Raw genomic sequence first — 14211 nt, 5'->3', positions numbered from 1 at the left:
GTTTTACTTCCCCTTGAATTTTCCTTTAATGTTTAGTCATTGCAACACATTCAAAAATAAAACGTGCTGTATCGCGCAGTATGGTGCTATGCTGCCCAAACACTGTTTAGTAAATTAAACAAACACTATGACTACGACTCCTGAACTTTCCTGTGACGTGCTGATTATTGGCAGCGGTGCTGCCGGACTCTCTCTGGCGCTGCGCCTGGCTGAAAAACATCAGGTGATTGTCCTGAGTAAAGGCCCGGTGAGCGAAGGCTCAACGTTTTATGCTCAGGGTGGCATTGCCGCCGTTTTCGACGAGACGGACAGTATCGATTCGCATGTTGAAGATACGCTGATCGCCGGGGCCGGTATTTGCGATCGCCACGCGGTGGAGTTTGTCGCCAGCAATGCCCGCTCTTGCGTACAGTGGCTTATCGATCAGGGGGTATTATTTGACACCCAGGTGCAACCGAACGGGGAAGAGAGCTACCATCTGACCCGTGAAGGCGGCCATAGCCATCGCCGTATCCTGCATGCGGCTGACGCCACCGGCAAAGAAGTGGAAACTACCCTGGTCAGCAAGGCGCAGAACCATCCGAATATTCGCGTACTGGAGCGGAGTAACGCCGTCGATCTGATCATCTCCGATAAAATCGGCCTGCCAGGAACACGCCGCGTCGTCGGCGCCTGGATCTGGAATCGGAATAAAGAGTCGGTCGAAACATGCCACGCGAAGTCAGTCGTTCTGGCGACAGGCGGGGCATCGAAAGTGTATCAGTACACCACCAACCCGGATATCTCTTCCGGCGACGGTATCGCAATGGCCTGGCGCGCCGGGTGCCGCGTCGCGAATCTTGAATTTAATCAGTTCCACCCTACCGCGCTGTACCATCCTCAGGCACGAAACTTTCTGCTGACGGAAGCGCTGCGTGGCGAAGGGGCGCATCTCCAGCGCCCGGACGGCACGCGCTTTATGCCTGATTTTGATGAGCGTGGCGAACTGGCTCCGCGCGATATCGTCGCCCGCGCCATTGACCACGAAATGAAGCGTCTCGGCGCAGACTGCATGTTCCTCGACATCAGCCATAAACCGGAAGCATTTGTCCGTCAACACTTCCCAATGATTTATGAAAAATTGCTGGGGTTGGGAATCGATCTGACTAAAGAGCCGGTTCCGGTCGTACCTGCCGCCCACTACACCTGCGGCGGCGTGATGGTCGACGATTTTGGACGAACCGATGTGGACGGTCTGTATGCCATTGGCGAAGTAAGCTATACCGGCCTGCACGGTGCGAATCGCATGGCGTCCAATTCCCTGTTGGAGTGTCTGGTGTATGGCTGGTCAGCGGCAGAAGATATCGACAGACGTATGCCGTATGCCCGGAGCGTTAGTACGCTTCCGGCCTGGGATGAAAGTCGCGTTGAAAACCCGGATGAGCTGGTCGTGATCCAGCATAACTGGCATGAGCTACGTCTGTTTATGTGGGACTATGTCGGCATTGTGCGCACCACCAAACGTCTGGAGCGCGCCCTGCGACGCATTACGATGCTGCAACAGGAAATCGACGAATATTACGCTAACTTCCGCGTATCGAATAATCTGCTGGAGCTGCGCAACCTGGTGCAGGTCGCGGAACTGATTGTGCGCTGCGCGATGATGCGTAAAGAGAGCCGTGGCCTGCACTATACGCTGGATTACCCCGCATTGCTGCCGGAATCCGGCCCGTCGGTGCTTTCGCCGCTCAACGCTTACATGAACAAATAAAACGCCTGGGTCAGCGCCGTGTACCCTTCAGAGTAAAGCTGGTCTGGCCCACGAATCACCAGTCGATCGCTAAAGCATTCCCCCGTTCGCGGGGAAAATGCCAACAGTACCCGATGAGGCAATCGCGACTCCGTTTCGGCTACGTCGGTACGTAAACGCAAATGCCAGCCCATGCTTAACGCCTGCTGCGTGAAGATGTTGCCAGTCTGTTCCGGCAGCACCACGCAGAAGAATCCCTCTTCCGTAATACATTCAGCCGCAGTGGTAAGTAACGCTTCGTGATCGAGCGTGGTGGTATAACGCGCCTGCTCTCGCTGCGGCGTTGCGCATTCCACCCCTTGTTCATAATAAGGCGGGTTGCTGATGATAAGATCAAAGCGCGCGGTCTGGCGCGGCACCCACTGCCGGACATCTTCCGTATGCACCGTTATCCGCTGCGGCCACGGTGAGTGGGCGATATTCTCCTGCGCCTGCGTCGCCGCTTCGCTGTCCAGTTCAACGGCATCAATGGTGACGCTTTCGTCGGTACGCTGCGCCAACATCAGCGCCAGCAGACCGCTGCCGGTACCAATATCGAGGATCCGCGTTACGCCTGCGACTGGTGCCCATGCTCCCAATAAAATACCATCAGTACCGACTTTCATCGCGCAGCGATCGTGCGCCACGAAAAACTGCTTAAAGGTAAATCCATTACGACGAAGTGTGGATGTAGACTGGGACATGAAAGAACAACCTTCCTGGAAAAACGGCAATAGCGTAGGGTGAAAACAATACCTGAGAAGCGATATCCATACAAACAGATGAAGATTGCAGCCGTAACGTCTATAATCAGCGCCCCACACAGAGGTAGAACATGACTGTAACGACTTTTTCCGAACTTGAACTCGATGAAAGCCTGCTGGATGCCCTCCAGGATAAAGGCTTTACTCGCCCGACCGCCATTCAGGCTGCCGCCATTCCGCCTGCGCTCGATGGGCGTGATGTACTCGGTTCTGCGCCGACAGGCACCGGTAAAACGGCGGCATACCTGCTGCCAGCGTTGCAGCACCTGCTCGACTTCCCGCGTAAAAAATCCGGTCCGCCGCGTATTCTGATCCTTACGCCGACCCGCGAACTGGCGATGCAGGTTGCCGATCACGCCCGTGAACTGGCGAAACACACCCATCTGGATATTGCGACAATCACCGGCGGCGTGGCTTATATGAACCATGCCGAGGTGTTCAGCGAGAACCAGGATATTGTGGTCGCCACCACGGGTCGCCTGCTGCAATATATTAAAGAAGAAAACTTTGACTGCCGCGCGGTTGAAACGCTGATTCTTGATGAAGCCGACCGTATGCTGGACATGGGCTTCGCCCAGGATATCGAGCATATCGCAGGTGAAACCCGCTGGCGCAAACAGACCATGCTGTTCTCCGCTACGCTGGAAGGCGGCGCGATTAACGATTTTGCGGAACGTCTGCTGGAAGATCCGGTTGAGGTCTCAGCGACCCCGTCTACCCGCGAACGCAAAAAGATTCATCAATGGTACTACCGTGCTGATGATATTCAGCACAAAACCGCTTTGCTGGTACACCTGTTAAAACAACCTGAAGCCACCCGTTCTATCGTCTTCGTGCGTAAACGTGAGCGTGTACATGAGCTGGCAGGCTGGCTGCGCGAAGCAGGCATCAATAACTGCTATCTCGAAGGCGAGATGGTACAGGGTAAGCGTAACGAAGCGATCAAACGCCTGACCGATGGCCGCGTGAACGTGCTGATCGCGACCGACGTCGCCGCTCGCGGGATTGATATCCCTGATGTAAGCCATGTTTTTAACTTCGATATGCCACGCAGCAGCGATACCTATCTGCACCGTATCGGCCGTACCGGACGTGCAGGACGTAAAGGAACGGCGATTTCCCTGGTAGAAGCGCATGACCATCTGCTGCTGGGAAAAGTGGGTCGCTATATTGAAGAGACGCTGAAAGCGCGCGTCATTGATGAATTGCGTCCAACCACTCGTGCGCCGAGCGAAAAACTGACCGGCAAGCCATCCAAGAAAGTGCTGGCTAAACGTGCTGAGAAGAAAAAACAAGAAAAAGAGAAGCCGCGCGTGAAGAAACGTCACCGTGATACCAAAAACATTGGTAAACGCCGCAAGCCTGCTGGTACGGGTACGGACGCGCAGAAGCAGTCCAACGAAGAGTAAAAAAAACGCCGGGGCTAACCCGGCGTTTTTATGTTATCAGTCAGCCTTACAGGCTTTCAGTAAAGGTACGAGCGATAACGTCGCGCTGCTGTTCCGGCGTCAGGGAGTTAAAACGCACGGCATAGCCAGAAACACGGATGGTCAGTTGCGGATATTTTTCCGGGTGCTTAACGGCATCTTCCAGCGTTTCGCGACGCAGAACGTTAACGTTCAGGTGCTGACCGCCTTCAACGCAAACTTCCGGTTTTACTTCCATCGGAATTTCACGGTATTCGATTTCACCCAGTTTGTTCACTGCAACCACTTCATCTTCGGCAAAACCGGCTTTCGCCGCGATGCAACGTGCTTCGCCTTTTTCGCTGTCCAGCAACCAGAAAGAATTCAGCAGGTCGTCGTTAGCGGCTTTAGTAATCTGGATACCTGTAATCATGTGATGCCTCCCCGGCAAAAGTGTTTGATTATGATCGGCCTGTTCGCGGCCAATTGGTAAAACCATTGTTGCTTGAGTGTATATATACCCCTCACACACCCTTGATTCTTTGATTTAAATCAATAAAAACCACACCACAAAGAGGGTGTTACATGGAATTTATTGTTTTACATCAACTTACGCCACATCCACACATAAACTTTTTACATAAATTTTCAACTATCTTTAAGGGGTAGCCGGGTTTGTGACACACGCGATTTTGCACCATAGAAAGAAGCAGTTAAGCTATGCAAATTGAAAAATTCGCAGGAGAGCGAGATGGCCACCGATTTAACCTGGCACGATGTGCTGGCAGATGAGAAGCAGCAGCCCTATTTTGTTAACACACTCCATACCGTTGCGGGCGAACGTCAGTCAGGAATGACAGTCTATCCTCCACAGAAGGATGTATTTAACGCGTTTCGCTTCACTGAACTCGGTGATGTCAAAGTGGTGATTCTGGGGCAAGACCCTTATCACGGCCCTGGGCAGGCGCATGGTCTGGCGTTTTCTGTTCGTCCGGGTATTGCCACACCGCCTTCTCTGCTGAACATGTATAAAGAACTGGAAACGTCCATACCGGGCTTTACCCGCCCTGCTCATGGGTATCTGGAGAGCTGGGCGCGTCAGGGGGTATTGTTATTAAATACCGTGCTGACCGTCCGCGCAGGCCAGGCGCATTCTCACGCCAGTCTGGGATGGGAAACCTTTACAGACAAAGTGATCAGCCTTGTTAACGAACATCGTGAAGGGGTCGTCTTTTTACTCTGGGGTTCGCACGCACAAAAGAAAGGGGCGATTATCGATCGCCAGCGCCATTACGTGTTGAGAGCGCCGCATCCGTCGCCGTTGTCGGCACATCGGGGATTCTTTGGCTGTAACCATTTTGTATTGGCGAATCAGTGGCTGGAGCAGCACGGCGAGAAGCCGATTGACTGGATGCCGGTATTACCGGCAGAGAGCGAATAAGTTTTTGCTTTGCGCCGGGTGGCGGCTTCGCCTTACCCGGCCTACGAATCATTACCGCAGGCCCGGATAAGCGCAGCGCCATCAGGCGCTTACGCCGAGTACCCGGCCTACAAATCATTGTCGTAGGCCTGATAAGCGCAGCGCCATCAGGCACTTACGCCGAGTACCCGGCCTACGAATCATTGCCGTAGGCCTGATAAGCGCAGCGCCATCAGGCACTTACACCTGATTATGCTTTATTCTGACGCCACCATTCGCCCAGCAATACGCCGGTTGCGACAGAGACGTTGAGGTTTTCAACATTTCCGGTGCCATCAATTTTCACGCACAGATCGCCAGGTTCACGCGCGGCTTCCGGCAGGGACTCCAGCTCACGCCCTAACACCAGCACCATTCTCGCTGGCAGCGCCGTACTAAACAACGGTTTGCCCTGATCGCTGGACGTGGTGACGATCGTATAACCCGCCTGACGGAAATCATCCAGCACATCCACAATGCTGTCGCCCGTGATCGGCTGAACATGCTCTGCGCCGCCTTCTGCCGTACGGATCGCCGCACCGGATTCAAGAAGCGCCGCATCTTGTACCACCACGCCTTTTACGCCAAAGTGCGCACAGCTACGCATCATGCCGCCAAGGTTGTGCGGGTTAGCCACATCTTCCAGCGCCAGCACGCAATCCTGCGCGTCCGCCTGGCTTACCCACTGCTTAACGGTCGTACCGTTACGCTTTTTAATCAGGAAACAAACGCCGCCGTGGTGCTCAGTTCCAGAGGCTTTCGCCAGTTCAGCTTCATCCACAACGTGGTACGCTTTGCGATTAGCCGCCATCCAGCGTAACGCTTCTTTAAAGCGAGGGGTCACGCTCTGAATGAACCATGCGCGGACAATCGCATCCGGGCGACTCTGGAACAGGGCCTGACAGGCGTTTTCGCCGTAGACACGGGTCTCTTCCGCACGCTGGCGACGTAAAACTTCAGGATCGATAAAACTTTTACCGCTGATTCCACCGTGCTCGGCTTTCTCAGGCGTGTCATCGCCTGGCGCACGGGAAACGGTACGCCACGGTGAGTCTTCACGCTTACGATCGCGAATCTGACCGCTTCTTTCATCACGAGCATCGCGGGCGGGGCGACGGCCACCGTCAGTACGAGACTTTCCTGGACGGCCTCCCCCTTTCCCGGTACGCGGGTTATGGGTGCGTTTATCAGAGTCATCATCACTGCGGACATACATCACTTTGACCTTGCCGCTTTTGTTCTTTAATTCATCGTTCATGCTTTTCTCCACCAGCGCTGCGCGAAGCGCGAAGATTACCCGATGTGCACCCGGTTAGCCATTATTTCATTTAAAAGCTAATGACTATTGTACTCATTGAATAAAACACATTGTTGTTTAAAACAGTCTCATCGATAATATGTAACATATTGGAAACATATCGGCATGATTGCCGGAAAAGTCTACCCTACTCATCCAGAGGTTAGTTATGAATACCGTTTGTACCAGCTGCCAGGCAATCAACCGCATTCCCGATGATCGTATTCAGGATGCGGCAAAATGTGGACGCTGTGGTCACGACCTGTTCGATGGAGAGGTGATTAATGCGACCGGTGAAACGCTGGATAAGCTGCTGAAAGACGATCTCCCTGTGGTGGTCGATTTCTGGGCGCCGTGGTGCGGCCCATGCCGTAACTTTGCCCCGATTTTTGAAGATGTCGCGGAAGAGCGCAGCGGTAAGGTGCGTTTTGTGAAAGTTAACACAGAAGCGGAACGTGAACTCAGCGCCCGTTTCGGTATCCGCAGCATCCCGACCATCATGATCTTTAAGAACGGCGAAGTCATCGACATGTTAAATGGCGCAGTTCCTAAAGCACCATTCGACAGCTGGCTGAACGAATCGCTGTAATCTCCACGGGGCGCATCTTGTGCCCCGTTTTCACCTCTGCGACAATAGCGTTTTTCACTGTATTCTTCCATGACTGATAACGCTGTTCTCCAGTTACGCGCCGAACGCCTCACACGCGCCACGCGTCCTTTTCTTGCCAGAGGAAACCGCATTCGTCGCTGTCAGCGCTGTCTGCTCCCGTTGAAACTCTGCCTGTGCGATACCCTCTCACCTTCTCAGGCGACAAGCCGTTTTTGTCTGGTGATGTTTGATACCGAGCCAATGAAACCCAGCAATACGGGGCGTCTGATTGCCGATATTCTGCCGGAAACAACGGCCTTTCAATGGTCGCGTACCGAACCGCCGCAGGCGCTGCTCGATCTGGTTAACAACCCGGATTATCAGCCGATGGTCGTATTCCCCGCCTCCTATGCCGGGGAAGAACGCGAGGTCATTTTCACGCCACCAGCCGGAAAACCGCCGCTGTTTATCATGCTCGACGGCACCTGGCCGGAAGCGCGCAAAATGTTCCGTAAAAGCCCTTATCTCGATAACCTGCCGGTTATTTCCGTTGATTTATCGCGTCTTTCCGCCTATCACCTGCGAGAAGTTCATGCCGAAGGGCACAGTATTGCACTGCCGAAGTGGCAATAGCGCTGCTGGATCTGGCGGGCGACACGGCCGCGGCAACCCATTTAGGCGATCACTTCTCACGCTTTAAAACGCGCTATCTGGCAGGAAAAACGCAACATCAGGGAAGCGTCACAACAGAAACAGCAGAAAGCGTTTAAAATCATTCGGTCACTTCTGCGTAAGGGAGACCGGCATGAGTCAGAGAGGACTGGAAGCACTACTGCGACCAAAATCGATAGCGGTGCTAGGGGCGTCGATGAAGCCCAATCGCGCAGGTTACCTGATGATGCGTAACCTGCTGGCAGGAGGCTTTAATGGCCCGGTATTACCTGTAACGCCCGCATGGAAAGCCGTCTTGGGCGTCCTGGCCTGGCCCGACGTCGCCAGTTTGCCTTTTACACCGGATCTCGCCGTTCTGTGCACCAACGCCAGCCGTAATATCGCGTTGCTGGAGGCGCTGGGGGAAAAAGGCTGTAAAACCTGCATTATTTTGTCGGCGCCCGCAGCGCAGCACGCTGAACTTTTGGCATGTGCCCAACGCTATAAAATGCGACTACTCGGCCCAAACAGCCTGGGTTTACTCGCCCCCTGGCAAGGGCTTAACGCCAGCTTCTCTCCGGTTCCGATCAAGCGTGGAAAACTCGCTTTTATTTCGCAATCCGCCGCCGTCTCCAATACGATTCTCGACTGGGCGCAACAGCGGGAGATGGGCTTTTCTTATTTTATCGCGCTTGGCGACAGTCTGGACATTGATGTTGATGAACTGCTGGATTATCTGGCGCGCGACAGCAAAACCAGCGCCATTTTGCTCTATCTCGAACATCTGAGCGACGCGCGACGCTTTGTCTCCGCCGCCCGTAGCGCATCGCGAAATAAACCCATTCTGGTGATTAAAAGCGGTCGCAGCCCGGCGGCGCAACGTTTGTTAAATACCAGTGTCGGCATGGACCCGGCATGGGATGCCGCCATCCAGCGTGCGGGGCTTTTACGCGTGCAGGATACTCACGAACTCTTCTCGGCGGTCGAAACGCTGAGCCATATGCGGCCATTACGTGGCGACAGGTTGATGATCATCAGCAATGGCGCTGCGCCCGCCGCGCTGGCGCTGGATGAGCTGTGGTCGCGCAACGGCAAGCTCGCCACCCTGAGCGAAGAGACCCGACTTAAGCTAAGCGAAGCGCTACCTGCTCACGTCGATATCGCCAACCCGCTGGATTTGCGTGATGATGCCAGCTGTGAACACTACGTCAAAACGCTGAATATCTTACTCGCCAGCCAGGATTTTGATGCGCTGATGGTGATCCACTCACCCAGCGCCGCCGCACCAGGTACCGAGAGCGCACACGCGCTCATTGAAGCGGTAAAACATCATCCCAGAGGGAAATTCGTCACCTTACTCACCAACTGGTGCGGCGAGTTTTCCTCTCAGGAAGCCCGCAAAATGTTCAGTGAAGCGGGATTACCTACCTATCGAACACCGGAAGGCACCATCACTGCCTTTATGCACATGGTGGAATACCGGCGTAACCAGAAGCAATTACGGGAAACCCCGGTGTTGCCGGGCAACCTGACCTCAGACACGGCTCAAGCGCATAACCTGTTACAGCAGGCGATTGCAGAGGGTGCAACGTCGCTGGATACCCATGAAGTTCAGCCTATCTTGCAGGCGTATGGGTTACACACGCTTCCTACCTGGATTGCTGGCGACAGCGCGGAAGCAGTGCATATCGCCGAGCAAATTGGCTACCCGGTAGCGTTAAAACTGCGTTCGCCGGATATTCCGCATAAATCGGAAGTTCAGGGGGTAATGCTCTATCTGCGCACGGCAACGGAAGTTCAGCAAGCCGCGAATGCCATTTTCGATCGTGTAAAAATGGCCTGGCCTCAGGCGCGCATTCACGGTCTGTTAGTCCAGAGTATGGCGAACCGTGCCGGCGCGCAGGAACTTCGCGTCGTCGTCGAACACGACCCGGTCTTTGGGCCGCTGATTATGCTTGGCGAAGGCGGCGTAGAGTGGCGACCCGAAGAGCAGGCCGTCGTCGCGCTGCCGCCGTTAAACATGAATCTGGCGCGCTATTTGGTTATTCAGGGAATCAAAAGTAAAAAAATTCGTGGCCGGAGCGCGCTACGCCCGCTGGATATCACAGGGTTAAGCCAGCTGCTGGTACAGGTCTCGAACCTGATTGTCGATTGCCCGGAAATTCAGCGTCTGGATATCCATCCCCTGCTGGCTTCTGCTGGCGAGTTTACCGCGCTGGACGTCACGCTGGATATCGCCCCTTATGATGGCGACAACGAGAGCCGACTCGCTATTCGCCCCTATCCGCAGCAGCTTGAAGAGTGGGTTGAGATGAAAAATGGCGAACGTTGCCTGTTTCGCCCTATCCTGCCGGAAGATGAGCCTTATCTACAGCAGTTCATTTCTCAGGTAACAAAAGAGGATTTGTATTACCGTTATTTTAGCGAGATCAATGAATTTACTCATGAAGATTTAGCCAACATGACGCAGATCGACTACGATCGGGAAATGGCATTTGTTGCCGTGCGCCGTATTGATCAAACTGAAGAAATCCTCGGGGTAACGCGCGCTATCTCCGACCCGGATAACATTGATGCGGAATTTGCCGTGCTGGTTCGCTCAGATCTCAAAGGGTTAGGATTAGGCCGGCGATTAATGGAAAAATTGATTGCTTATACCCGAGATCACGGACTGAGACGCCTGAATGGCATTACGATGCCAAACAATCGCGGCATGGTGGCACTGGCCCGAAAGCTCGGGTTTGATGTTGATATCCAGCTCGAAGAGGGGATTGTTGGGCTGACGCTGAATCTGGCCCAATACGAGGAATCGTGAGTAAGGTACTGGAAATGTTGACCACTTTAACGGGTACTGGTGTTATCATTGCTCGCTTATGTCGTCTGCATAGCACAGAGGACCCTTCAATGAACAGAGAAGAAATGCACTGTGATGTTGTCAAAATTTAAGCGTAATAAACATCAACAACACCTTGCCCAACTACCTAAGATCTCTCAGCCAGTTGATGATGTAGATTTCTTTTATGCTCCCGCTAATTTCAGGGAGACTCTGCTGGAGAAGATAGCCAGCGCGACGCAGCGTATTTGCATTATTGCCCTGTATCTTGAACAGGATGACGGTGGCAAGGGCATACTCGACGCGCTCTATGAGGCTAAACGGCAGCGTCCTGAGCTGGATGTTCGGGTACTTGTCGACTGGCACCGCGCTCAGCGTGGGCGTATTGGCGCAGCCGCGTCCAATACTAACGCTGACTGGTATTGCCGAATGGCGCAAGAAAACCCAGGCATCGATATTCCTGTCTACGGCGTGCCGATTAACACGCGTGAAGCGCTTGGCGTACTGCATTTTAAAGGCTTTATCATTGATGATAGCGTCCTTTACAGCGGCGCCAGCCTGAACGACGTCTATCTGCATCAGCATGATAAATATCGTTATGATCGTTACCAGTTGATTCGTAATGCAAAGATGGCCGACATCATGTATGAATGGGTCACGCAGAATCTGCTTAACGGTCGCGGCGTAAATCGCCTGGACAGTGCCCAGCGTCCGAAAAGCCCGGAGATTAAAAACGACATTCGTTTGTATCGCCAGGAATTGCGCGATGCGTCATACCATTTCCAGGGCGATGCCGACAACGAGCAACTTTCCGTTACGCCACTGGTTGGGCTGGGAAAATCGAGCCTGCTGAACAAGACCATTTTCCATCTTATGCCCTGCGCAGAGCATAAGCTCACAATTTGCACACCTTATTTCAACTTGCCTGCGCTGTTGGTTCGTAACATCATCCAACTGCTGCGCGAAGGGAAAAAGGTTGAGATTATCGTGGGTGATAAAACCGCCAACGACTTTTATATCCCTGAGGATGAGCCGTTTAAAATCATCGGCGCGCTTCCCTATCTCTACGAGATTAACCTGCGTCGCTTCCTCAGCCGCTTGCAGTATTACGTCAACACCGATCAGCTCGTAGTGCGTTTGTGGAAAGATGACGACAATACTTATCACCTGAAAGGAATGTGGGTTGATGATAAGTGGATGCTGCTCACCGGGAACAACCTTAACCCGCGAGCATGGCGTCTGGATCTGGAAAACGCAATTCTAATTCACGATCCAAAACAGGAACTTGCTCCCCAGAGAGAGAAAGAGCTGGAGCTTATCCGCACTCACACCACGGTTGTTAAGCATTACCGCGATCTACAAAGCATCGCTGACTATCCGGTCAAAGTCCGTAAGCTCATCCGCAGACTCCGTCGTATTCGAATCGACAGATTAATCAGCCGTATTCTGTAAATCAAAAAGCCCCGTCCCTGCGACGGGGTTTTTCCTGTGAGGGTCACGGTGCGTTTCCTTATACTTTTTAGCATGTTGTTGCTCTCAGGCTGTAGCCATATGTCTAATGACAACTGGAGCGGGCAGGATAAAGCGCAACACTTCATTGCATCAGCCATGCTTTCCGCCGCCGGGAATGAGTATGCCCGGCATCAGGGAATGAGCCACGATCGCAGTGCAACCGTTGGGCTGCTGTTCTCCATTAGTCTCGGTGCGTCAAAAGAGATGTGGGACAGCCGCCCCGGAGGGAGCGGCTGGAGCTGGAAAGATTTCGCCTGGGATGTCGCTGGCGCAACCACGGGTTACGCCGTCTGGCAAATGGCGCGGAACTAGAGACGTAACCCTTTTCCCTTGCGGTGCAGCATCAGCGACACCAGAAATGCCACGATAGCCATAATAGTCACATACCAGAAAAATGATGTCTCCATACCAACGGACTTCAGAGACAGCGCAACATATTCCGCAGAGCCGCCGAACAGCGCATTCGCCACCGCATAAGAAAGCCCTACCCCCAATGCCCGCACCTGGGCAGGAAACATTTCTGCCTTCAGGATCCCACTGATTGAGGTGTAGAAACTCACGATCAACAGGGCGCACATCACCAACCCAAAGGCTGCGTAAGGTGACGTGACATTCTGTAATGCTGACAGAATAGGTACGGTGAATAGCGCAGCCAGAGCGCCAAAGCAGAGCATTGATGTCCGTCGGCCGATTTTATCTGAGAGAGCGCCAAACAGGGGTTGAATTAGCATGTAGACAAACAGCGCTGCCGTCATGATTCCGCTGGCGACATTGGCATGCATACCGGCGGTATTCACCAGATACTTCTGCATATAGGTTGTGAAGGTATAGAAACACAGCGAACCCGCAGCGGTAAATCCCAGTACCATGATAAACGCTTTACGGTTACGCCATAGTCCTTTGAGCGATCCAGCCTCTTTCAGCGCGCGGGTTTCTTGTTTTGAGGTTTCATCCAACTGTCGACGCAACCAAAGCGCGACAACGGCCAGTACGGCGCCCAATGCAAAAGGAATACGCCATCCCCATTCTCTGAGGGAAGATTCCTCCAGCGTTTGCTGCAAGATAACCACAACCAGCAGTGCCAGTAACTGACCGCCGATCAGAGTGACATACTGGAACGATGCGTAAAAACCTTTGCGACCTTCAACAGCTACCTCACTCATATAGGTCGCGCTGGTTCCGTATTCTCCTCCAACAGACAGCCCCTGAAACAGACGAGCCAACAGCAGAAGAGCCGGAGCCCAGGTGCCGATCGTGGCATACCCCGGCAGGCAGGCAATGACTAACGAGCCCATACACATCATGCAAACAGAGAGAAGCATTGATTTCTTACGACCATGCTTATCGGCAATCCGACCAAAAAGCCAGCCGCCAATGGGACGCATCAGGAAGCCTGCGGCGAAAACCCCGGCGGTCTGTAAAAGCTGAGTGGTGGTATTTCCCGAAGGAAAAAAAATGTGCGCAAAGTAGAGAGAACAGAAGGAATAGACATAGAAATCAAACCACTCGACCAGATTCCCTGATGATGCCCCCACAATTGCCCATACGCGACGACGGGTGTCACTGCTTGCCAGCGACCCGTTTACAGTTACACTGCTTTCAGTCATTAGAAATATACTCCCGCCAAAAATCCACCCGAGCTCGTCGGTGCTTTTCACTGTCTTTTTTAGTGAATGAAATGTTATATAATTGTTATTATTTATTTTGTGACAGAGATCGATATTTTAGTTAGCAGGAAAACGATTTAGGAGTATACGGAGGGAATAGTCATTCGGCAGAACTGCGCATATATGCCGGATGCACCCGGACGCATGAACGCAAAAAGGCCATCCCTCAGGATGGCCTCTTCACTTTAATTAATGCCTGGCAGTTCCCTACTCTCGCATGGGGAGACCCCACACTACCATCGGCGCTACGGCGTTTCACTTCTGA

General features: G+C 53.2%; 11 protein-coding genes and 1 pseudogene. 8 read left to right on the top strand and 4 right to left on the bottom strand.

The features are described 5' to 3' along the window. The first annotated feature begins 127 nt into the window (after positions 1-127). Positions 128-1750: an L-aspartate oxidase gene (gene nadB, locus OGV82_RS08545; RefSeq protein WP_047461926.1), complete on the top strand. Its 1623-nt coding sequence runs from the start codon at positions 128-130 to the stop codon at positions 1748-1750. Here nadB and trmN read toward each other — a convergent pair. Beyond that, positions 1735-2472, bottom strand: coding sequence for a tRNA(1)(Val) (adenine(37)-N(6))-methyltransferase TrmN (trmN, locus tag OGV82_RS08540; RefSeq protein ID WP_047461924.1), 738 nt, complete (start codon positions 2470-2472; stop codon positions 1735-1737). The genes nadB and trmN overlap by 16 nt on opposite strands. A gap of 131 nt (positions 2473-2603) precedes the next feature. On the opposite strand from trmN, the gene srmB reads away from it, so the two are divergent. Next, entirely contained in the window at positions 2604-3941 is a 1338-nt protein-coding gene (srmB, locus tag OGV82_RS08535) for an ATP-dependent RNA helicase SrmB (protein ID WP_012131206.1), read from the top strand. Positions 3942-3987: 46 nt separating this feature from the next. Here the strand turns inward: srmB and grcA are convergent, their stop codons facing one another. Next, positions 3988-4371, bottom strand: coding sequence for an autonomous glycyl radical cofactor GrcA (gene grcA / locus OGV82_RS08530; RefSeq protein WP_047461921.1), 384 nt, complete (start codon positions 4369-4371; stop codon positions 3988-3990). A gap of 318 nt (positions 4372-4689) precedes the next feature. Between grcA and ung the strand changes: the two genes are divergently transcribed. Continuing rightward, positions 4690-5379 (top strand): uracil-DNA glycosylase, encoded by a 690-nt coding sequence (ung, locus tag OGV82_RS08525; RefSeq protein ID WP_047461918.1) that lies wholly within the window; start codon positions 4690-4692, stop codon positions 5377-5379. A 229-nt stretch (positions 5380-5608) separates the two neighbouring features. Here ung and OGV82_RS08520 read toward each other — a convergent pair whose 3' ends face one another. Then, positions 5609-6655, bottom strand: a complete 1047-nt coding sequence (locus tag OGV82_RS08520; RefSeq protein WP_047461915.1) for a tRNA/rRNA methyltransferase — start codon at positions 6653-6655, stop codon at positions 5609-5611. Positions 6656-6863: 208 nt separating this feature from the next. Between OGV82_RS08520 and trxC the strand changes: the two genes are divergently transcribed. The 5 genes and pseudogenes from trxC (at position 6864) to OGV82_RS08490 (ending at position 12591) form a co-directional block, all read left to right on the top strand. Further along, on the top strand, positions 6864-7283 hold the full coding sequence (gene trxC / locus OGV82_RS08515; protein ID WP_047461913.1) for a thioredoxin TrxC: 420 nt from the start codon (positions 6864-6866) through the stop codon (positions 7281-7283). Positions 7284-7352: 69 nt separating this feature from the next. Then, a pseudogene (gene tapT / locus OGV82_RS08510) lies at positions 7353-8053 on the top strand (tRNA-uridine aminocarboxypropyltransferase). Between the two features lie 35 nt (positions 8054-8088). Then, entirely contained in the window at positions 8089-10749 is a 2661-nt protein-coding gene (locus OGV82_RS08505; protein WP_047461908.1) for a bifunctional acetate--CoA ligase family protein/GNAT family N-acetyltransferase, read from the top strand. 114 nt (positions 10750-10863) lie between these two features. Then, entirely contained in the window at positions 10864-12219 is a 1356-nt protein-coding gene (pssA, locus tag OGV82_RS08495; RefSeq protein WP_012131199.1) for a CDP-diacylglycerol--serine O-phosphatidyltransferase, read from the top strand. A gap of 48 nt (positions 12220-12267) precedes the next feature. Further along, a complete protein-coding gene (locus OGV82_RS08490) occupies positions 12268-12591 on the top strand; it encodes a YfiM family lipoprotein (RefSeq protein ID WP_047463955.1) in 324 nt (107 codons plus the stop codon). Here OGV82_RS08490 and OGV82_RS08485 read toward each other — a convergent pair. Then, complete coding sequence (locus tag OGV82_RS08485; protein WP_047461905.1) at positions 12588-13886, bottom strand: MFS transporter; 1299 nt, start codon at positions 13884-13886, stop codon at positions 12588-12590. The genes OGV82_RS08490 and OGV82_RS08485 overlap by 4 nt on opposite strands. Positions 13887-14211: the final 325 nt, after the last annotated feature.

Source organism: Citrobacter sp. CK191 (genome assembly GCF_030333435.1).
Taxonomy (GTDB): domain Bacteria; phylum Pseudomonadota; class Gammaproteobacteria; order Enterobacterales; family Enterobacteriaceae; genus Citrobacter_B; species Citrobacter_B koseri.
This window is presented reverse-complemented; position numbering and strand designations above follow the sequence as displayed.

What these genes read in the sequence shown, in the direction of transcription:
- nadB (WP_047461926.1), top strand. Translation starts at nt 128, where the DNA reads ATGACTACGACTCCTGAACTTTCCTGTGACGTGCTGATTATTGGCAGC.
- trmN (WP_047461924.1), bottom strand. Translation starts at nt 2,472, where the DNA reads ATGTCCCAGTCTACATCCACACTTCGTCGTAATGGATTTACCTTTAAG.
- grcA (WP_047461921.1), bottom strand. Translation starts at nt 4,371, where the DNA reads ATGATTACAGGTATCCAGATTACTAAAGCCGCTAACGACGACCTGCTG.
- trxC (WP_047461913.1), top strand. Translation starts at nt 6,864, where the DNA reads ATGAATACCGTTTGTACCAGCTGCCAGGCAATCAACCGCATTCCCGAT.
- srmB (WP_012131206.1), top strand. Translation starts at nt 2,604, where the DNA reads ATGACTGTAACGACTTTTTCCGAACTTGAACTCGATGAAAGCCTGCTG.
- ung (WP_047461918.1), top strand. Translation starts at nt 4,690, where the DNA reads ATGGCCACCGATTTAACCTGGCACGATGTGCTGGCAGATGAGAAGCAG.
- OGV82_RS08485 (WP_047461905.1), bottom strand. Translation starts at nt 13,886, where the DNA reads ATGACTGAAAGCAGTGTAACTGTAAACGGGTCGCTGGCAAGCAGTGAC.
- OGV82_RS08505 (WP_047461908.1), top strand. Translation starts at nt 8,089, where the DNA reads ATGAGTCAGAGAGGACTGGAAGCACTACTGCGACCAAAATCGATAGCG.
- pssA (WP_012131199.1), top strand. Translation starts at nt 10,864, where the DNA reads ATGTTGTCAAAATTTAAGCGTAATAAACATCAACAACACCTTGCCCAA.
- OGV82_RS08520 (WP_047461915.1), bottom strand. Translation starts at nt 6,655, where the DNA reads ATGAACGATGAATTAAAGAACAAAAGCGGCAAGGTCAAAGTGATGTAT.